18 protein-coding genes and 1 pseudogene are annotated in these 19436 nt (G+C 71.0%); 14 read left to right on the top strand and 5 right to left on the bottom strand.

Going from position 1 to position 19436, the window contains the following annotated elements; genetic code table 11:
• Positions 1-71 precede the first annotated feature (71 nt).
• Positions 72-1376, bottom strand: coding sequence for an amino acid deaminase (locus ACFZCD_RS16935; protein WP_391831454.1), 1305 nt, complete (start codon positions 1374-1376; stop codon positions 72-74).
• A gap of 252 nt (positions 1377-1628) precedes the next feature.
• Here ACFZCD_RS16935 and ACFZCD_RS16930 point away from each other — a divergent pair, with 252 nt between their 5' ends.
• The 4 genes and pseudogenes from ACFZCD_RS16930 to ACFZCD_RS16915 form a co-directional block, all read left to right on the top strand.
• Entirely contained in the window at positions 1629-2858 is a 1230-nt protein-coding gene (locus ACFZCD_RS16930) for a sugar kinase (RefSeq protein ID WP_391831452.1), read from the top strand.
• Positions 2855-3616: an IclR family transcriptional regulator gene (locus ACFZCD_RS16925; protein WP_391831450.1), complete on the top strand. Its 762-nt coding sequence runs from the start codon at positions 2855-2857 to the stop codon at positions 3614-3616. The genes ACFZCD_RS16930 and ACFZCD_RS16925 overlap by 4 nt, the downstream gene beginning before the upstream one ends.
• A 7-nt stretch (positions 3617-3623) precedes the next feature.
• Positions 3624-4028, top strand: coding sequence for a RidA family protein (locus tag ACFZCD_RS16920; protein WP_391831448.1), 405 nt, complete (start codon positions 3624-3626; stop codon positions 4026-4028).
• Positions 4029-4049: 21 nt separating this feature from the next.
• A pseudogene (locus tag ACFZCD_RS16915) lies at positions 4050-4382 on the top strand (GntP family permease); the annotation flags it as partial.
• Positions 4383-4478: 96 nt separating this feature from the next.
• Here ACFZCD_RS16915 and ACFZCD_RS16910 read toward each other — a convergent pair.
• Complete coding sequence (locus ACFZCD_RS16910) at positions 4479-5789, bottom strand: M14 family metallopeptidase (RefSeq protein ID WP_391831447.1); 1311 nt, start codon at positions 5787-5789, stop codon at positions 4479-4481.
• A gap of 258 nt (positions 5790-6047) precedes the next feature.
• Between ACFZCD_RS16910 and ACFZCD_RS16905 the strand changes: the two genes are divergently transcribed.
• The gene (locus tag ACFZCD_RS16905; RefSeq protein WP_391831445.1) at positions 6048-6902 is read left to right on the top strand and encodes a serine protease; all 855 of its coding nucleotides are present in this window, start codon (positions 6048-6050) and stop codon (positions 6900-6902) included.
• A 117-nt stretch (positions 6903-7019) separates the two neighbouring features.
• Here ACFZCD_RS16905 and ACFZCD_RS16900 read toward each other — a convergent pair whose 3' ends face one another.
• A complete protein-coding gene (locus tag ACFZCD_RS16900; RefSeq protein WP_391831443.1) occupies positions 7020-8735 on the bottom strand; it encodes a chitinase in 1716 nt (571 codons plus the stop codon).
• Positions 8736-8864: 129 nt separating this feature from the next.
• Between ACFZCD_RS16900 and ACFZCD_RS16895 the strand changes: the two genes are divergently transcribed.
• On the top strand, positions 8865-9287 hold the full coding sequence (locus tag ACFZCD_RS16895; protein WP_391831441.1) for a DUF3592 domain-containing protein: 423 nt from the start codon (positions 8865-8867) through the stop codon (positions 9285-9287).
• Between the two features lie 25 nt (positions 9288-9312).
• On the opposite strand, the gene ACFZCD_RS16890 is transcribed toward ACFZCD_RS16895, so the two are convergent.
• Positions 9313-9888 carry a hypothetical protein gene (locus tag ACFZCD_RS16890; protein ID WP_391831439.1) on the bottom strand — a complete coding sequence of 192 codons (576 nt, stop codon included), beginning with the start codon at positions 9886-9888 and terminating at the stop codon, positions 9313-9315.
• 54 nt (positions 9889-9942) lie between these two features.
• Positions 9943-11961, bottom strand: coding sequence for a hypothetical protein (locus ACFZCD_RS16885; protein ID WP_391831437.1), 2019 nt, complete (start codon positions 11959-11961; stop codon positions 9943-9945).
• A 382-nt stretch (positions 11962-12343) separates the two neighbouring features.
• On the opposite strand from ACFZCD_RS16885, the gene ACFZCD_RS16880 reads away from it, so the two are divergent.
• The 8 genes from ACFZCD_RS16880 to ACFZCD_RS16845 form a co-directional block, all read left to right on the top strand.
• Positions 12344-13237, top strand: coding sequence for a hypothetical protein (locus tag ACFZCD_RS16880; protein WP_391831435.1), 894 nt, complete (start codon positions 12344-12346; stop codon positions 13235-13237).
• Between the two features lie 154 nt (positions 13238-13391).
• Complete coding sequence (gene cpaB, locus ACFZCD_RS16875; RefSeq protein WP_391831433.1) at positions 13392-14123, top strand: Flp pilus assembly protein CpaB; 732 nt, start codon at positions 13392-13394, stop codon at positions 14121-14123.
• An 8-nt stretch (positions 14124-14131) separates the two neighbouring features.
• A complete protein-coding gene (locus tag ACFZCD_RS16870) occupies positions 14132-15445 on the top strand; it encodes a CpaE family protein (RefSeq protein WP_391831431.1) in 1314 nt (437 codons plus the stop codon).
• Entirely contained in the window at positions 15442-15846 is a 405-nt protein-coding gene (locus ACFZCD_RS16865) for a TadE/TadG family type IV pilus assembly protein (RefSeq protein ID WP_391831429.1), read from the top strand. Before ACFZCD_RS16870 ends, ACFZCD_RS16865 begins: the two co-directional genes overlap by 4 nt.
• A gap of 3 nt (positions 15847-15849) precedes the next feature.
• Positions 15850-16233, top strand: a complete 384-nt coding sequence (locus ACFZCD_RS16860; RefSeq protein WP_391831427.1) for a TadE/TadG family type IV pilus assembly protein — start codon at positions 15850-15852, stop codon at positions 16231-16233.
• Positions 16234-16279: 46 nt separating this feature from the next.
• Positions 16280-17617, top strand: coding sequence for a CpaF family protein (locus ACFZCD_RS16855; RefSeq protein WP_391831425.1), 1338 nt, complete (start codon positions 16280-16282; stop codon positions 17615-17617).
• A 17-nt stretch (positions 17618-17634) separates the two neighbouring features.
• Positions 17635-18573 carry a type II secretion system F family protein gene (locus tag ACFZCD_RS16850; RefSeq protein WP_391831423.1) on the top strand — a complete coding sequence of 313 codons (939 nt, stop codon included), beginning with the start codon at positions 17635-17637 and terminating at the stop codon, positions 18571-18573.
• A gap of 14 nt (positions 18574-18587) precedes the next feature.
• The coding region (locus tag ACFZCD_RS16845; RefSeq protein ID WP_391831421.1) for a DUF5936 domain-containing protein at positions 18588-19436 on the top strand (849 nt) is incomplete at its 3' end.

Genomic DNA, 19436 nt, shown 5'->3' with positions numbered 1-19436 from the left:
TCGGGTCCTGCTTCCCGTCTTACTTCGGGTCTTGCTTCCGGGCCCGCTCCGGGTCCGGTACTGATCAGGTATCAGAAGAACGTACGGACGTAATCCGTGACCGTACCGTCCTCCGAAGCCAGCGGGATCAGCTGCCACTTGTCGAACACCGTGCACGGGTGCGACAGGCCCAGCCCGACCCAGTCGCCGACCTCCAGTTCCGCGCCCTCGGCCAGTTCCACGAAGGCGTGCTGGTCGGCGAGCCCGATCACCGTCATGCCCGCGCCGGCGTCCCGTACGGAGCCGTCACGCGCCGACCGCACCACCCGTACGACCGGCAGGCCCAGGTCGTACGGCACGTCCCGCTTGCCCGCGTTGAGGTAGGCGCGGCCCGGCTCCGGGCGGGAGACGACCTGGGCCCAGAGGCGGAAGGCCGGGCGGAGCTCGCCCTCCTCGGGGTGCCGGTTGAACGGGGTCTTCTTCCGGTACGCGCCGTCGTCGTGGGTGATGTACGCCCCCGACCGCAGCAGCTTCAGCACCGGCACCGACAGCGCCGGCAGCTCCGCGAAGACCTCGGCGACCGCGTCGAACCAGGCGCTGCCGCCCGCGCTGACGACGACCTCCTCCACGTCCGCGAACCGGCCCGCCGCGTCGAACTCGGCGGCCAGCGCGGTGAGCCGGCGCAGCCAGGCGCGGACGAGGTCGCCGTCGGCGCCCGGGATCTCCGCCTCGTAGCCGCCGACGCCCGCCAGCCGCAGGGTGCTCACGCCGGCGACGGCGTCGGCCACGGCCGTGCACTCGGCCTCGGTGCGGGCGCCCGTGCGGCCGCCCACGGCGCCCAGCTCGACGACCACGTCGAGGGGGCGGCGGGCCCCGGCCGCGCGGAGGGCGGCGTCCATCAGCTCGACGCCGCGCACGGAGTCGACGTACGTGTAGAGCCGGAAGTCCGGGTCGGCGTCCAGCTCGGCGGCGAGCCAGCGCAGCGCCGCCGCGTCCACGACCTCGTTGGCGAGGAAGACGCGGCGGATCCCGTGGGCGCGGTAGACGCGGACCTGGGCGACGGTCGCCGCGGTGATCCCCCACGCGCCGTGCCGTATCTGACGCTCCAGCAGCTGCGGGGCCATGGTGGTCTTGCCGTGCGGGGCGAAGGCCAGGCCGTGCCCGGCGGACCAGCGCTCCATGAGGGCGAGGTTGTGGTCGAGCGCCTCCGCCGAGAGGGCGAGCAGGGGCGTGGTGAAGCCGCCCGTGAACAGCGAGCGGCGCTCGGCGGCCAGCGCGCCGACGGTCAGGCCCTCGGCGTCCGGGGGCAGGCCCTTGAAGCGGTGGTCGACGCGGGTGTCCGCGAGTCGGGCGACGGCGTCGCTGGTGGCGTCGGCGATGGCGTCGGCGGTGGCCATGGAGCCTCCCGGGGTGTCTGATGTAGTGCGGTCGTTGCACTCTGTGCAACGTTCGTTGCGTAGTGCGCTGGCTGCTGTCTAACATCCCCCCAGTGCCGGGTCAACGGTCGTCTCACGCCCCGGGAACGACCGTGACAGGACGCGTACAAACCAGGCACGGCGCGGCCCCGGCGCACACGCCCCCGCCACGACCGCGCCGCAGGACCCGCGCAGACCCGGCACGACCCCCGGACCGAGGAGCGAGAGCCGACCGTGACCGCAGCCGCCCCGAGGAGCCCGGACGCCGACGTCGTGTGCCTCGGCGAGTCGATGGTCGCCTTCCGGCCGGCGGACCAGGACGCGGGGCTCGCCGACGCGGCGGCCTTCACCCGGGGCATCGGGGGCGCCGAGTCCAACGTCGCCTGCGCCCTGGCCGCCGCCGGGCACCGGGCGAAGTGGGTGGGCCGGGTCGGCGCGGACGCCTTCGGTGACCACCTGGTGGCGGCGATCGCGGCGTACGGCGTGGACGTCTCGGCCGTCGAGCGCGACCCCGCCCGGCCGACGGGCGTGTACTTCCGTACGGCGGGGGAGCGTTCCCTGGGCCTGCCCGCACCGCCCGGCGCCGGCGGGCCTCCCGCCGAGGTCCTCTACTACCGCGCCGGATCCGCCGCCTCCGCCATGTCGGCGGCCCTGGCCGACCGGGCCGCCGCATGGTCCGGCCGCATCCTGCACCTCACGGGCATCACCGCCGCGCTCTCCGCCGGCTGTCTCGCCCTCGTCCGCGCCCTCACGGAGCGCCGCCCCGGCCGCCCCCTCGTCTCCTTCGACGTCAACTACCGCACGGCGCTGTGGCGGAACGCCGCCACGGGCCCGGCCGCGGCCGGGGGCTCCGCCGTCCTGGCCGGCCTCGCCCGCCGCTGCGACCTCGTCTTCGCCGGCGAGGACGAGGCGGAAGCGGCCTGGGGCGTCCGCGGCGCCGCCGCGATCCGGGCGGCGCTGCCCGAGCCGCGGATCCTCGTCGTGAAACACGGCGCGGCGGGAGCCACCGCCTACGTGCGCGCCGCCGCGGACGGGCCGGGGGAGGCGGCGCACGGACGCGCCGACGCGGTCGTCTTCGTCCCCGCCCCCTCCGTCGACGTCGTCGCCCCCGTCGGCGCCGGCGACGCCTTCGCGGCCGGCTTCCTCTCCGGGACCCTCCGCGGGCTGTCCGTTGAACAGCGCCTGCGCCACGGCCACCTCATGGCCGCCGCCGCGCTCACCTCCCCCGGCGACCTAGCCGCCCCGCCCCGCCGGGACCACGCCGACCGGCTCGCGGCCCTCGGCCCCGCGGCGTGGGGGAGACTGCGGCTCGGCCCCGGCTGGACCGGAGCCGAGTCTCCGCCCGCCGGCGACACCGCCACCCCTGCCGTACCTGCCACCCCTGCCGGCGACACCGCCGACCCCGCCGACCCCGCAGCCCCTGCCGTACCCGCCGCCCCCGCCGCGAAGGACCGCACCCCATGAGCCAGACCGTCGACCGCGCCCTGCGGATCCTGCCGCTCCTCGCCGAGGGCCCGGCCAACCTGGAGCAGGTCGCGGCCCGCCTCGGCGTCCACAAGTCGACCGCGCTGCGCCTCCTCCGCACCCTCCACGAGCACGGCATGGTCTACCGGCAGCAGGACCAGCGCTACCGCCTCGGCACCCGCCTGTTCGCCCTTGCCCAGCAGGCCGCCGAGAACCTCGACGTCCGCGAGATCGCCCACCCGCACCTCGCCGCGCTCAACGAGCGGTGCGGGCACACCGTGCACCTCGCCGTGTACGAGGACGGCGAGGTCCTCTACATCGACAAGGTCGAGAGCCGCTACCCCGTACGGATGTACTCGCGCATCGGCAAGCCCGTCGCGATCACCGTCGCCGCCGTCGCCAAGCTGCTCCTCGCCGACCTGCCCGAGCCCGAGCGGCGCGCCGTCGCCGAACGGCTCGACTACCCCGCCTACACGGCCCGTTCGACACCCAACGCCGCCGCGTACCTCAAGGAGCTCGCGACCGTCCGGGAACAGGGCTGGGCCACCGACTTCGGCGGCCACGAGGAGTCCATCAACTGCGTCGGCGCGCCCGTGCGGGGCACCGACGGCCGCGCCGTCGCCGCCTGCTCGATCTCCGCGCCGAACGTCGTCGTCGGCGCGGACGAACTCCTGGAGCTCCTGCCGCTGCTGCGCCGCACGGCGGACGCCATCAGCGCGGAGTACTCCGGCACGACACCGCCACCCATCAGGAAGTAGTCACCCCATGACCGAGAAGACCGCCATCACGCCCCCCACCCACACCACGCCGCCCGCGAAGTTCTCCCACGGCGTGAAGAAGGGCAACATCCTGCAGGTCGCCGGCCAGGTCGGCTTCCTGCCGGCGGTGGACGGGCAGCCGCCGACGCCCGCGGGGGACACCCTGCGCGAGCAGACCCTGCAGACCCTCGCCAACGTCCGGGCCGTCCTCGAAGAGGGCGGTGCGACCTGGGAGGACGTGATCATGATGCGGATCTACCTCACCGACACGGCGCACTTCGCCGAGATGAACGAGATCTACGACGCGTACTTCGCCGGCCTGAAGTCCGCCCCCGCGGCGCGCACGACGGTCTACGTCGGCCTCCCCGCCGGCCTGCTCATCGAGATCGACGCGCTCGCCGTCCTCGGCTGACGGCCGGCCCGAGGCCGGGGGGGGGTGCCCGTCGTCGTCCTGGCCTGGCTGATCGCGGCCGCCCTGCGGGTGGCCCAGGGCTCGGCGACGGTCGCGATCGTGACGACGGCGGGCATCGTCGCCCCGCTGCTCGCGGGCACCGGCGCCTCCCAGAACCGGCTGGCCCTGGTCATCGTGGCCGTGTCGGCGGGCTCGATCTTCGCCTCGCACGTCAACGACGGCGGCTTCCGGATGGTGGCCACGTACTTCGGCATCCCGGAGCGGGAGGCGCTGAAGTCGTGGACGGTCCTGGAGTCGGTGCTGTCGGTGGCGGGGTTCGCGGTGGCGGGGGCGCTGAGCGCGGTGGTGCCGTGACGCGGCCCCGCCGGGCCGGACCGGGGAGGGCCCGGCCCGGCGGGGCCCCTCGTACGTGCCCGTACGAGGGCTACTGCCTGCAGTCCCGTACGCGGGCTACTGCTTGCAGTACTGCGCCTCCTTGCCGATGACCCGGTACATGCAGTCCGAGGCCTCCAGCAGCTGCAGCACCGCCTCGCGGTTGCGTGCCGTCTCCCGGTCGATCACCTCGTCGGGCGGGTAGAAGCCGCCGCCCGCGCCGCTCTCGCCCGGATACATCTCGAAGGTGTACGAGAAGATGCGCTGGTCGCCCCAGAGCCAGTCGTCGATCGTCCCGTCGGTGGTGTAGAGATCGCTCGACTGCTCCGGCGTGTAGCCGTTGCTGGCGGCCATGGACTTGCCGAGCGTCGCGTAGACGTCGTGCTCGTCCTGGCTCATCCCGGGCCCGGTGTCGTCGTAGGTGTAGCCGAAGGGCCACATGACCAGCTCGCTGTACGTGTGGAAGTCGATGCCCGACTTGATCTGCTGCTTGCCGCCGACGATCCGGCTGCGCACGAAGTCGGCGACGACCTTCACCTCGGGCGCGGACTCGCCCGCCGTGCCGCGGTAGGTCTCGGCGCCGGGGTTGCCGGAGGACCCGCCGCAGCAGCCCCACTTGAAGTTCCAGTTGCGGTTGAGGTCGGTGCCGCTGTACGGGGAGCCGGCGTTGGGCTGGCGGTTCTTGCGCCAGTTGCGGTAGGAGCCGGTGGCGATGTCGTATTCGCCGCCGTCGGGGTTGACGTCGGGCACGACCCAGATCTCGCGCGTGTCGACCATCTTGGTGACGCGCGGGTCGCTGCCGTACCGGGAGCCGAACTCCTTGAGCAGGTAGAGGGCCATCTCGACGGTGAGGTGCTCGCGCGCGTGCTGGTGCGCGGTGAAGAGGACCTCGGGCTCGTCCTCGTCCGTGCCCACGTTGTCGCTGATCTTGACGGCGACGATGTCGCGGCCCTCGTAGGACTTGCCGATGACCTTCTTGCTCATGATCGAGGGGTGGGCGGCGACGTCGGCGTCGATCTCCGCCATGGCCTCCCGGTAGTTGTGGTACTTCGCGTCCTCCGGGGGGAAGTCGTAGGGCTCGGTGGCCCGGCCGCCCGAGCGGTCCGGCGGACCGGGCAATCGGGTGACCTTGTAGCCCATCCGGCGGATGCGCTCGGCCTGGCCGGCGTCCGCGGTGACGATGACCGAGCCCTTGCGCACGGCGTCGACGGCGACGCCGGTCGCGGCGACGGCAGTGCGCTGGGCGGCGGTACGAGGGCCGGTGACCTCGTACTCGTGGTTGGTCACGTGTGCGTCCTCGGCGCCGCGGGAGGCGGCGGGGACGGAGAGGGCCAGGGTGAGCACGGCGGCGAGGGCAGTAGCCCATCTGCCGCGCGAACGCGGTCGCATGCGGTCTCCTGGGGGGTTCCGTTCGTGCGACGGGTGGGGGGTGTCGCGGTGGAGGGAATGGGGGGTTGGGGGGTGCGTGGTCAGTGTCGAGCGCTGTCATGCACGGGTCAACGAAAGCGAGGTGAGGTATTCCGGCCAAGTTGCCTTTCACTCCGGTGACTTCGGTCCTGTTGATTGCGTACACCCTCACGGGAACCAACAATGCGCATGTCAAAACCGAACAGGGCTTCGGCTCGGCTCAGAGAGGAACCACCCCCCATGAGAAGACCTCTCGTCGGTGCGCTCGCCACGCTGCTCCTCACCGGAGCGACCGTGGCCGGTGCGGGCACCGCCACTGCGGCCTCCCCGGACGGCGCCGCGGGCGCCAAGGGCAGGCACAAGGCGGTCGACTTCGCGGGCACCGTGGCGCTCAGCAACTGTTCAGGCTCCCTGATCCGCCTCCCGAGCTCGTCGGACAACGACCCGGGCATCGTCATGACCAACGGTCACTGCCTGGAGAGCGGCATGCCGTCGCCCGGTGAGGTCGTCACCGACCGGCCGTCCACGCGGACCTTCAGCCTGCTGAACTCCAGTGCGGGCAAGGTTGCCACACTGCGCGCCACAAAAGTCTCATACGCCACGATGACGGACACGGATGTCACCCTCTACGAGCTGAACACCACGTACGCGCAGATCAAGCAGCGCTACAAGATCGATGCTCTGAGCCTCTCCCCGGACCACCCCGTGGCCGGCACGGCGATCAAGGTCGTCTCCGGCTTCTGGAAGCGGATCTACAGCTGCAACGCCGACGGGTTCGTCTACCGCCTCCACGAGGCCGACTGGACCTGGAAGGACTCGCTGCGCTACACGTCGTCGTGCAACACGATAGGCGGCACGTCCGGTTCCCCGGTGATCGACGAGAACACCGGCAAGGTCGTCGCGATCAACAACACGGGCAACGAGAGCGGCGAGCGCTGCACGATGAACAACCCGTGCGAGGAGGACGAGAACGGCCAGGTGACCGTGCGGCAGGGCATCAACTACGCCCAGGAGACGTACGGCATAGCCAAGTGCTTCGGCATCGGCAACAAGCTGGACCTGGGCCTCCCGGGCTGCGAGCTGCCCAAGCCGTAACGCCTTCCCGCGCCCTTCGACGCGCTTACCTGTTGTCGGCCTGACTCGGGGCCGGGCCGGCAGCAGGGGACGGGGTGCCGCGGCAGGGCCGGGAGCCGCGGCAGGGGGCCTGCCGGGTTACGGCAGCCCGTGCACGTGCGGCCCGACCGCGGCCGACCAGGGGCTGCCGTTCGCGGTGTCCCAGTTCGTCGACCACGTCATGGCGCCGCGGATTCCGGGATACGTCTTCGGCGGCTTGAACGAGCCGCATCCCGTGCCCTTCGCGAGGCAGTCCAGCGCGCTGTTGACCACCGAGGGGGACACGTACCCGCTGCCCGCCGCGCGCGGCGAGGCCGGGAGCCCCAGGCCGACCTGCGAGGGGTCGAGACCGCCTTCGAGCTGGATGCAGGCGAGGGCGGTGAGGAAGTCGACGGACCCCTGCGCGTACACCTTCCCGTCGCAGCCGTTCATCGATCCGCTGTTGTAGTACTGCATGTTGACGACGGTCAGGATGTCCTTGATGTCGAGGGCCGTGCGGAAGTAGCCCGCGGACGTCGACTGCATGTCGATGGTCTGCGGCGCCATGGTGATGACGAGCTTGCTGCCCGCCTTCGCCGAGAGCGTGCGCAGCGCCTGCGTCATGTAGGTGGGGTTGAGCCCGTTCTCGAGGTCGATGTCGACGCCGTTGAACCCGTACTTCTGCATCAGGGCGTAGACGCTGTCCGCGAAACGGGCGGCGGAGGCCGCGTCGTTGACGGTGACCGTGCCGCGCTCGCCGCCGATGGAGACGATGACGCTCTTTCCCGCCGCCTGCTTGGCGGCGATGTCGGCCTTGAACTGTTCCTCGGTGTAGTGCAGCGCGGGGTCGAGGTGGAAGTCGACCGCACCGGGCATGGTGGTGGCGTCGGCGAAGGCGACGGCGATGATGTCGTACTGACTCTGCACGTCGCTGATCTTCTGGACGGTGGCGCCGTTATCAAAGTTCTGCCAGTACCCGGTGACGGCGTGCTTGGGCACGGGCCCGCCCGGCCCGGGGCCCGGATCGCCGCCGCCCGGGCCGGTCGTGGCCGTCACCTCGGCCGACCTGGCCGACTCGCCCGCCGCGTTGGTGGCGGTCACCTGGAACCGGTACGAGGTGGAGGCCGCGAGCCCGTTGACCGTCGCCGAAGTTCCGTCGGAGGAGGTGACCTTGGCGCCGTCCCGGTAGACGTTGTACCCCGTGGCGCCGGGTACCGCGTCCCAGGACAGGGCCACGGACGAGGCCGTCACGGCCCCCGCCCTGAGCCCGGTCGGCGCGCCGGGCACCGGCTCGCCGGGATCGCCGCCGCCCGGCCCGGTCAGGGTGATGTCGTCGGCGAAGTAGGCGGGCTGCCCGTACCACCCGTGCGTGTAGACGGTGACGGAGGTCGTGCCGGGTCCCGTGGTGAAGGTGGTGGTGAGCTGCTGCCAGGAACCGGCGGACGGTGTCCACGTCGAGACGTCCGTCGTCCCCGTGCCGTCGGCGCCGAGGTAGACGTACGAGCCCTGGACCCAGGCGCTCAGCGTGTACGTGGCGCCGGGCCGCACGGCGACGGTCTGTGCGCACCGGGCATTGTCCGCCCCGGCGGGGACGGCCTTGAGCGCGCCGCTTCCGGCGTGCACGGGCGAGCCGACGACGGCACCGCTGCCGCCGGAACACGTCCAGCCGGCCAGGCCGGACTCGAAGCCGGGGTTCTTGGCGAGGTTGGTGTCATCAGCGGCGCGGGCGGAGGCCGCGCCGAGGGCGGGGAGACCTGCGAGTGCGAGGCCCGCGGCCAGGAGTGTGCAGAGGCGTGCTGTGCGGCGTCTGCGGCGGGGCAGGCGTGAGTGCTCCACTGGTGCCTCCGGTGGGGGAGTGGGAGATCAGGTCGGGACGGTGTGGGGGCGGCGGCCGCCGTGGCGTACAAGCTGGTCCAGACCATTTGCCGTGTCAAGGGTCCCGGCAGCCATTGCTAGGTTCAGGACATGACAACCCTGTTCGTCCTTCTGCTCTTCGTGGCGGGCACCGCATGGGTCCTCTGGAAGTGCGTGCACGAATGGCTGACCTCGCTGAGGTCCGTCTTCTTCGGCAAGCGCGCGGAAGGCCGTTGCGTGCGCAGCTACGGAACGGAAGGTTCGGACGGCTTCACGCGCATGCACTACGTCTACGGATTCACCACGGCCGACGGCCGCGCGGTGGAGTTCGAGGAACCCACCATGCTCATGAGGGAAGGCAAAAAGGTCACCGTCCGCTACCGGACCAGTGATCCGGAGCGAACGGCGACCGTCATGGGCCTGCGCACCCTTTCCCCCTTGCTCGGGGGCCTTTTCGGGATATTGGTGAGCAGTTCCTTCTTTCTGGTCAGCCTGGTGGTGCTGTGGCTTTATGTGACGCGGGTGTGGTCCTGACGGTGGGCGGAAGCCGGCCCGTCGCTCAGCCCGTCACCTTGATGGATCCGACGATCCGGTCCAGGTCGTCCTGAGAGAGCTTCTCCTGCGGCGCCGTGACGCGCACCACCCAGGGGTGGTCCTCCTTGTCCATGCCCACGACGTCGACGGCCGTCATCCTGGTGCCCCGCGGGGGAGAACCGTCCTTGCCGCTGGACTTGAACTCGTGATCGATCCGCCGGGCCGCGCTCGTGCCGGAGACCTTGACGTCCTTCTTGCCCTTGGGCGTGCCGCCGAACTCGTACGCGGCCCCCGCCCCTTCCACGGCCATGTCGAGGTCGCTGGTCTGCATGAACCTGACCTGCGCCACCACGCGGGCGACGGTCTTCCCGTCCTCCACCAGATCCGCCTCCGCCGTGGCGGACTTCGGGAGCTTGTCCTTGGGCAGCTCCTCGAATCCCTTCGGGTAGGCGACGCTGACCTGCTGTGCGTCCAGCGTCCGCCACCCCTCGGGGGCGGCCGCCTCGCCGCCCTTCTCGCTACCGCAGCCGGCCACGAGGAGGCCCGCGAGGGCAGTGGTCGCGGCGGCCGCTGCGGCGCGGCGCGCGGTGGCGCTGATCATCGAATGCTCACTCTCTGTCTGGCCCGGCTGTCCGGAAGCGGTGGGGCGGTGCTGCTACTGCGAGCAGAGCGTCATCGGCACGTAACTCCGCTTGCCGTCCTGCGGGGCGCCGAGGAACTCCGCGTCCTTCTGGCGGACCTTATCCTTGCTCCCCTCGAAGTTCGCCGTGTAGCCGAAGGAGGCCGCGCCCAGATTGAACTCGGCGCCGAATTCCGCCGCGTCGGTCACGCCGTCGTAGGTGAGCTTGCTGGACCTGCCGTCCTTGAACATCATCTGCCCGAACTCGTCCTTGTCGTCGGGCCGGCTGGTGGGAGCCTGGTCGGAAAGCAGCGTTTCGACGGGCTTGCTGTAGGCGTTGTCGCCGTTCAGCCAGTCCTGGGCGGTCTTGCGCTTCTCCGGAGTGTCGAGCTCGATCGTGTTCGTGACGACCTCGGTCACGGTGTCCTTGCCGGAGATGCTGCCCGACACCTTCCCGTTGGGCTTGCCCGCGTTCTTGTTGTCCTTGCCCTTGTCGTCCTTGTCCGGGACCTTGTCGCCGTCCGCGGCCTCCTGCTTGCCGCCGCCCTTGCCCGACTGCTCCTGGGTACGGGTCATGATGATCCGCTTCAGGTTTCCGTCCTCGTCGCGGGTGACCGTGATGGCTCCCGTGACGCCGAGCCCGTGCTCCGCCGAGACCTTGGTGCCGCCGGCGCTGGCCTCACCGCCGGTGCTGCCCTCCACCTTGAAGGCGAAGGTCTTCGACGTCGTGTGGTTGATGCCGTCCTTGGTGATCGTCGCGGTGGGGGCGACCTTGACCTTGCCGCCGAGCTTGCCCTCGATCTGGTCGTCGATCGAGCCCGACATCTTGAGGTCGCCCGCCCCTTCGAGGCCCACGGAGCTGTACGAGAGGTGCCCGGCGTTGACCGTGTTGTTGACCTCCTTCTGCAGCTTCAAGTAGTGGTCGGCGGAACGGGCGGCCACCATCGGCGAATCCCTGGCGTACTCCATGCCGGCCTTGGCGCTCTGCAGCTGCTCCAGCTTGTCGCGGAACTTGTCGGCCTCCTCCTGGCTGTCGAACTGCCAGGTGTCGCCCGCGGCGACCTTCACACCACCGGACAGCTCCACCTCGGACTTGCCGTCCTCATCGAGTTTGCCGATCTTCGCGCCCCATTTGGGAGAGAAGGCGACGCCGGCCTTTCCGGCCTGGCTGAAGGTGAGCCGCACGCGGTCCTTGTAGACGGGCTTTCCGTTCTTGTCCAGAACGGGCTTGCCGTCTTTGCCTATTTCCCGCACCTTGAACTTCTGCTGCTGGAAGCCGTACTCGTTGCCGAGCTTGAACCAGGCGATCTTCACTTCCTGGCCCGCCGTGCTGCTGGAGTTGGCGGTGTTGCACATCGTCGGCTCGAAGTCGGCGTTGCTCAGCTTGGTCCCGCCCTCGGCCCGGGTCTCCGTGCCGCACGAGCCGCCGAAGGCCTGGCAGAGCTTCCCCTTGATCGTGTCGGCGATGGACTTGCCCATGGCGGTGCTGACGAGGCTCGCCATCACCGCGACCACCACGACGACCGTTCCGATGTACTCCGTCGCGGTCACCCCGGAATCGCCCCAGGAGTACACCCCGGGGTCGGGCTGCGACCGCCGCAGCCGGCCGAGGACGAGCCCGCCGGCCCCGCCCAGGACGAGGGCGGCGGCGGTCATGCCGATGCCTTCGGGGGTGAGGACGTCCCACCCCTCGACGACGGTCCGGGTGCAGGTGAGGAACGGGACGCCCAGCGCGGCCAGGAGGTGCAGCGGCAGGTTGTCCCGGTGCGGCTCCGGATGGATCCGGGCCGCCGCCCAGACGGCGAGCGTCACGTACAGCGTGTTCGGGACGTGGATGAGCGCGACCCGCCAGCCGAAGGAGGCGAGCCGGTCCGCGGTCGCCAGGTCGTCCAGCGCGACCGTGTCGAGCACGTACCCGGTGACGAAGAGGAGGACGACCGCCACCGCCCAGGAGCGCATCGTCGAGAAGAAGACGCCGGACCGCTGCCGGGGCGGCGATCCGTAGAGCTGGTCCGACCTGCCGGGACCGAAGTTGTTTCCTATGCCGCCGCTCATGCCCCCGCGTCCTCTGTACTTGATCATTCCCGGCCCACGCTAGCCTGCGGAGACGGCAGGGTCGTGGGCCCACGGGCCCAGGCCGGGGCCCAAAAAGATCATGGTCGGGCAGGGGGTGCCCATTGCCCGGACAGTGCCTCTTGGTCGGAAATTCGATTTTTCGAATTCCGGCCCGGCGTAAGATCCGCAAGGCATGCCGAACGGGGCGCCCAGTCTGTCCGGATTTGCTGAAGGTTGGTGCTGTCGGTGCCTCCTGCCAGGGAAAGGGATGGTGTTCTCCGGACTCCTATGGCACGGATAAAGTGCTGAGGCAGCACCACGGGGGAGACTGATTTTGCGGCCGCTTGTGTCTTGGGCGGCCGGAGGGGACGGGGAGTCAGACGTGCCGACCGCGATAGCAGTTACCGGCGATGATCTGGTGCTCGCGCCGCTGGACGGGCAGACGCCGTCCGCGGCGGTGCTCCAGCCGCCGGGCGGGCAGTCGCTGGACGAGGCCCTCGCCGGCGTGCAGGCGCTGATGGAGCGGTGCGGCCACGTCGTCGTGCTGTACCCGGCCTCGCTCCCCGCGGCCCACCGGCGGCGGCTGCAGACGATCCGTTCGGTCATGGCGGACGGCCGGATCGCGCTGCTCCAGGTCGACCTGCCGCCTCTGGCCGTGGCCGTCCTCGCCCGGCAGCTGCGTCAGATCTCCGTCTTCGACTTCGGCCCCGGCGTCGTCGGTTCGGCCGCGCGCCTGCTCCCCCACTACCTCTACGCGGGCGCGCTCCTGAACTCCGTCGCACGGCTCGACCACGTTCCGGTGGGGCTCAAGGCGCACGCGAAGTCATGGCTCCCCGGTTCCCAGTTCGGCGTGCTGGCCGGCCCGACGCCCCAGCTGATCCGGATCGGGACCGACGGGGCCGCCGCTCTTCCCGGGCCGAAGTTCGGCACCTACATGACCGTCGCCCAGGGAAAGATCGGCGCGGACTGGGTCACGGCCGAGCTGGCCCCCGCGTGGGGCGTTCAGGCCCTCCATCAGGCCGGGCTGCCGGAGGAGTCCGCGCGCTGGTGGGGAACCGACAAGCTGGTCGAGTTCGTCGCGGGGATCGGGGACACCTCGGTGCTCGCCCAGCTCGTCTTCTCCGTCCGCCGGCAAGCGTGCAGGTGGTGCGGTCTGGAGCTCATCGGCGACCGCTGCGTCTTCTGCGCCGCACCTCTCACACCTCACGCGAACCAACAGGCCCCCAGCGGCGTCGTTACCGCTGAAGCCGGGCGGCAGGGACAGTCCTCCGAGTGACGCGCAGGGGGCACCGCCCGGCCCTTCGCCGCTCCGCGGCGGGGCGGCGCGTGTCCCGGCAGCCGCGCGAGAACCGAGCGAGCACACAGCAAGGCCCGGCGTGCCCCGCACCGCCGCTCACCGAATCCACCCTTGAACGAGGTAGTCCGCAACCATGAACTCACGCCAGCGACGCGGCGTCATCCTGCTGCTTCTCTCCGTCGTGTGCGCCTTCGCCGCCTTCGTCGGGGTCCTCTCGGTGATCAGCGATGTCGACTCCAAGGTGGGCCCGGAGGTCACGGCGTACGAGCTGAAGTCGGACGTGCCCGCGTACCGGACCCTGGAGGCAGGCCAGTTCAGGAAGGTGTCCCTGCCCAAGCGCTGGCTGCCGAAGACCGCCGTGACCAATCTGGACGAGGTCACGGGGAAGATAGCGGTCAACCCCCTGCGCGAGGGGTCGCTCCTGCAGTCCGACATGGTCGCCGACCGGCCCGCGCTGAAGCCCGGGCAGCAGGAGATCGCCATCATGATCGACGCTGCGACGGGCGTCGCCGGCAAGATCACGCCCGGTGCCACCGTGAACATCTACGCGACCTTCGCCGCCACGAACGGCGGTGGCGGCGGCAACGGTTCCGAGAGCGCGGGCCAGCCGCGGTCCAAGGTGATCGTCAGCAACGCCAAGGTCATCGACGTGGGCAAGCTGACCGCCCTGCAGCCCAAGCAGGGAGACGCCCAGAGCGGCGGCGAGGCCGTTCCGATCACCTTCGCCCTGGAGACCCTCGACGCCCAGCGCGTCGCCTACGCCGAATCCTTCGCCTCCCACGTCCGCCTCGCGCTCGTCGCGCCCGGCAGCGACACCACCATCCCGCCGAACCAGCGGGACTACACCCTGAACGGCGACAAGTGAGGTAACGGATGGCCACAAGAATCCTTCCGGCCGTCGGGGACGTGGACGCCGCCCGTTCGGTCACGGCACTGCTGAGCCAGCTGCCGGACACCGATCCCGCCCAACCGGTGGGCAACTCGACCCTGCTGCTGGACACCCTCGCCCAGCTCGCCCACGAATCCGTCGCCGACCTCCCCGAGGTCGTCCTCGTCCACGAGCGCATCGGGCCGCTGCCCGCCCTGGAGCTGGTCCGCGAGGTGGCGCTCCGGTTCCCCGCGACCGGCGTCATCCTCATCACGGCGGACACCACTCCCGCCCTGTTCTCGGCGGCCATGGACGCGGGCGCGCGGGGAGTCGTCGGCCTGCCCCTGTCGTACGACGAACTGCTGGCCCGCGTCCGCGCCACCGGGAACTGGGCCATCGGCGTGCGCAAGCACCTGACGGCGGACGTCGACGTCCCCAGCGGGCCCGGCGGCACGGTCGTCACCGTCACCGGTGCCAAGGGCGGTGTGGGAACGTCGGTCCTCAGCATCCAGCTGGCGCTCGCCGCCCGGGCCGCCGGCCGGCACGTCGCGCTGGTGGACCTGGACCTGCAGGGCGGCGACATCGCCTCGTACCTGGACGTGCAGTTCCGGCGCTCCGTCGCCGACCTCGCCGACATACACGACATCTCCCCGCGCGTCCTGCAGGACGTCGTCTTCAACCACGAGACCGGGCTCGGCCTGCTGCTCGCCCCGGGCGAGGGCGAGCGCGCCGAGGAGGTCAGCGAGCGGACGGCCCGGCAGCTCGTCAGCGCGCTCCGCGGCCGTTACCAGGTCGTGGTCATCGACTGCGGCACGCAGATGACCGGAGCCAACGCGGCGGCGGTCGAGATGGCGGACATCGCCACCCTCGTCCTCACCCCCGACGTCGTCTCCGTGCGGGCCGCCAAGCGCATGGTGGGCATGTGGGAGCGCCTCCAGGTCCGCAAGGCCGAGGAGACCCTCGTCGTGGTGAACCGCGCCGTGCGCAACACCGAGATCCAGCCGCCGCTCGTCGAGCGGATCGTGGGAGCGCGGGTCGCCCGGACGGCCGTCCCCGCCCACTTCAAGGACCTGCAGCCTGCGGTGGACGCAGGCCGGATGCAGGACCTCGACAGCCGCAGCGTGGTCAAGCAGGCCATGTGGGCACTGGCGGGGGAGCTGGGCCTGGTGCGCAGTGCCGGCCAGCACGCGGCCGGCAAGGGCCGGCGCCCCAAGTACCGGGGCGACCGGGGAGCCGCCGGCTTCCTGCGGAAGCGCGGGGACGGCGAGGAGATACGGCCGGAAGCCGGGCCGGACGGAGCCGCGGGGGCAGGGCAGTGACGGTGCCACGCGCACGGCTCGCCGTGCGGACGCGCGGCGATCACGGGCAGGTGTCCGTCGAGTTCCTGGGCATCCTGCCGCTGATCATCCTGGTGCTGCTCGCCCTCTGGGAGTGCGCGCTCGCCGGGTACACCTACACCCTCGCCGGCGACGCCGCCGACAAGGGAGCCCGCAGAGGCGCCGTCGCGACGGCGGGGCGGGAGAGCGGCGCGTGCCGGGACGCCGCCTTGAAGAGCCTCTCGGGGGACTGGCGGGATTCCGCGTCGGTCACGTGTCACGACGACTTCGGCACCGGGCTGTACCGGGCGAAGGTCGAGCTGGAGGTCCCGGTGATCTTCCCGGGACTGGGTGGTTTCCCCTTCACGGTCACCGGCGAGGCCGCGGCCGCGAGGGAGGGCTGAACGATGGCGGTGGAGAGACGCAAGGGGCGCACGGCCCGTGGCGACCGGGGGCAGGCGGCGGTCGAGTTCATCGGCATGCTCCCGCTGCTGGTCCTGCTGGGGCTGGCCCTGGTGCAGATCGGCCTCGCCGCCTACACGGTGGAGCAGGCCGGGACGGGGGCCCGCGCCGCGGCCCGGGCGGCCTCGCGCCCCGGTTCGGCCGGGTGCCGGACGGTCGGCGGCGCCGCGATGAGCGGGTGGATCGCGAAGCGGGCCGAAGTGGTCTGCCGGGCCCGGCCCGGGGAGGTCACGGCGACGGTCACGGTGAGGATCCCGTCCATCATCGTCTTCGACCTGGGCAGCACCACGAAGTCCGTGACCATGCCCGTGGACACCGCCCGTCCCTGACGCGAAGTCCCCCCAGCCCGAGCACCAACCAGAAGGAGTCCCGATCATGAGCCTGAGGGCGCGCATCAACGCTCCCGAGGCGGCCGGCGGGCAGCACGAGGAGAACCACCTCGTCGCGGTCTACCGCGCCAAGCTGCTGGAGGAGATCGACCTCGCGGAGATGTCCTCGCTGGCGGCGGCCGAGCGCAGGGCCCGGCTGGAGCGGGTCCTCGGCCACATCATCAGCCGGGAGGGGCCGGTCCTCTCCACGCACGAGCGCTCCATGCTCATCCGCCGCGTGGTGGACGAGGCGCTCGGCCTCGGCATCCTGGAGCCGCTGCTGGAAGACGCCTCCATCACCGAGATCATGGTGAACGGGCCGGACCAGATCTTCGTCGAGCGGGCCGGCCGGGTGGAGCGGCTCCCGCTCCGCTTCGCCTCCGACGAGCAACTGCTGCAGACGATCGAGCGGATCGTCTCGACCGTCAACCGCCGCGTCGACGAGTCCAACCCCATGGTGGACGCCCGCCTGCCCTCCGGCGAGCGCGTCAACGTGATCATCCCGCCGCTGGCGCTCTCCGGCGCGACGCTCACCATCCGCCGCTTCCCCCGGGCCTACACCCTGCAGGAGATGATCGGCCTGGGTTCGCTGGACGGGAACATGCTGGTCCTCCTCAACGCGCTGGTGCGGGCCAAGTTCAACGTCATCGTCTCCGGGGCGACCGGCTCCGGCAAGACGACCCTGCTCAACGCCCTCTCCGGGCTGATCCCGGAGAACGAGCGCATCATCACCATCGAGGACTCCGCGGAGCTCCGGCTCCAGCAGGAGCACGTCATCACCCTGGAGTCCCGGCCTCCGAACGTCGAGGGCAAGGGCCAGATCACCATCCGCGACCTGGTCCGCAACTCGCTCCGGATGCGCCCCGACCGGATCATCATCGGCGAGGTCCGCGGCGGTGAGACGCTCGACATGCTCCAGGCCATGTCCACCGGTCACGACGGCTCCCTGGCGACCGTGCACGCCAACAACGCCGAGGACGCCCTCATGCGGCTGCAGACGCTCGCCTCGATGTCCGAGGTCGAGATCCCGTTCCCGGCGCTGAAGGACCAGATCAACAGCGCGGTGGACGTCATCGTCCAGCTGAGCCGCAACGCCGACGGCACCCGCAAGATCAGCGAGATAGCGGTCCTCGACTCCCGTGGCCGGGAGGACTACAAGATCACCACGGTGTGCCGGTTCAACGCCCGGCCCATCTCGGCGGACGGCGTCGTGCACGGCGAATTCGCGTACTTCCCGCTGCCGCGCCGCGTCGCCGACCGGCTCTACCTCAAGAACGAGCCCGTCCCGCCCGCCTTCGGCGTGGCCGCCACCGAAGACCAGCTCGCCACCAGAGAAGCCAACTAGGAAGCCTGCTCACGGACATGGACAAGTACGCGCTACTGACGATCGGCGCCACGCTGCTGGGTTGCGTGCTCGCGATCACGGGCGTGCACGCATACGCCTCGGGCAAGGCGGAGCGCGCGGCGCTGGTCGACCGGCTCGCCCGGTCGCACCGGACGAGGGGCGGCGGACAGCGGCGCTCGTTCCGGGGCATCGACCGCCGGATACGCAAGACCGCGTTCGGCAAGAAGATAGAGCACCGGCTCGCGGCCACCGGCCTCTCCGTGACCCCCGGCGAGTTCTTCGTCGGCATGGTCGGCGCGGTCGTCGGCCTGTGGCTGCTGGCCAGTCTGCTGCTCGCCCCGTTCTTCGGCCCCATCGCCGCGGCCGCCGGCCTCTGGGGGGCCTTCGCCTACCTGAACTGGCAGCGCCAGAAACGCAACGAGAAGTTCATCAACCAGCTGCCGGAACTCTCGCGCGTCGTCGCCAACGCCACCCAGGCGGGGCTCGCCCTGCGCACGGCGCTCGCCATGGCCGCCGAGGAGCTGGAGAGCCCGGCCGGCGAGGAGCTCGCCCGGGTCGCCGACCAGCTGGCCGTCGGCCACACGCTGGACGACGCGCTCGACGAGCTGGCCAAGCGGCTGCCCTCCCGGGAGCTGGTCGTCCTCGTCACCACGCTCGTCCTGTCCAACAAGGCCGGCGGTACGGTCGTCAGCTCGCTGCGCAACCTCACCGTCACCCTGGAGGAACGCAAGGAGACCCGCCGCGAGGTGCGCACCCAGCTCTCGCAGGTCACCGCCACCGCCTACATCGTGCCCGCCATGGGCCTGGGCGCGATGCTCGTCATGGACCAGATCTGGCCCGGCGCCCTCGACAAGATCACGGGCTCGGTGATCGGCCAGGGCGCCGTGATCGTCTCCATCGCCCTGTACACGCTGGGCTTCTTCCTCGTCCGCCGCCTCGGCAAGATCGAAATCTGAGAGGGGCCGATCCCATGGGACTTCTGCTCGCCCTCGTCATGGGCCTCTCCATCGTCGGAGCCTTCTTCGGCTACCGGCTCTACCGCTCCGAGGCCAAGCTCCCGGCGGACCTCGCCATCGCCCTGGAGGTCGGCGCCACCCGTACCAGCGCCGCCGGATCGGCGATCGACCGCCTGGGCATGCGCTACGCACCGATGGTGCTGCGCATGATGGGCCCCGAACGCGTCAACAAGACCCGCCGCAGGATCGACATGGCGGGCAACCCGGGCGGTCTCACCATCGACCGCTACGCCGCCCGCCGCTTCGTGTACGGCTTCACGGGCGTGATCGGCGCCCTGGCCATGGTCGCCAACAAGCAGGTGCTGCTGGCGATCGTGATGCTCGGCTTCGGCGCCGTCTGGGTGGAGGTGGGCATCTGGTCGGCCATCCGCGCGCGCAAGGAGGCCATCGAGCGCACCCTGCCCGACTTCCTCGACGTCCTCGCCGTCGTCGTCTCCGCGGGCCTCGGCTTCCGCCAGGCCCTCGACCGGACGGCCGAGAAGTACGACGGCCCCTGGTCCGACGAACTGCGCATCACCCTGCGCCAGATGGACATGGGCGTCAGCCGCCGGCAGGCCTTCGCCGGGCTGCGCAAGCGCAACGACTCCGAGCAGGTCGCCATGTTCGTCACCGCACTGCAGCAGGGCGAGGAGCTGGGCACGCCCATCGTCGACACGCTCATCGCCATCGCCAACGACATGCGCCGCACGGACGCGCAGAACGCCCGGCGCAAGGCGGCCAAGGCCGTGCCCAAGGCCACCACCATCGTCACCATGATCATGGTGCCCGCGACGATCCTCCTGATCGGCGCCGGGATGTTCCTC

The organism is Streptomyces sp. NPDC008001, assembly GCF_042958085.1.
GTDB lineage: Bacteria > Actinomycetota > Actinomycetes > Streptomycetales > Streptomycetaceae > Streptomyces.
The sequence above is the reverse complement of the archived record's forward strand: the minus strand, read 5'-3'. Positions and strand labels throughout refer to the sequence as shown.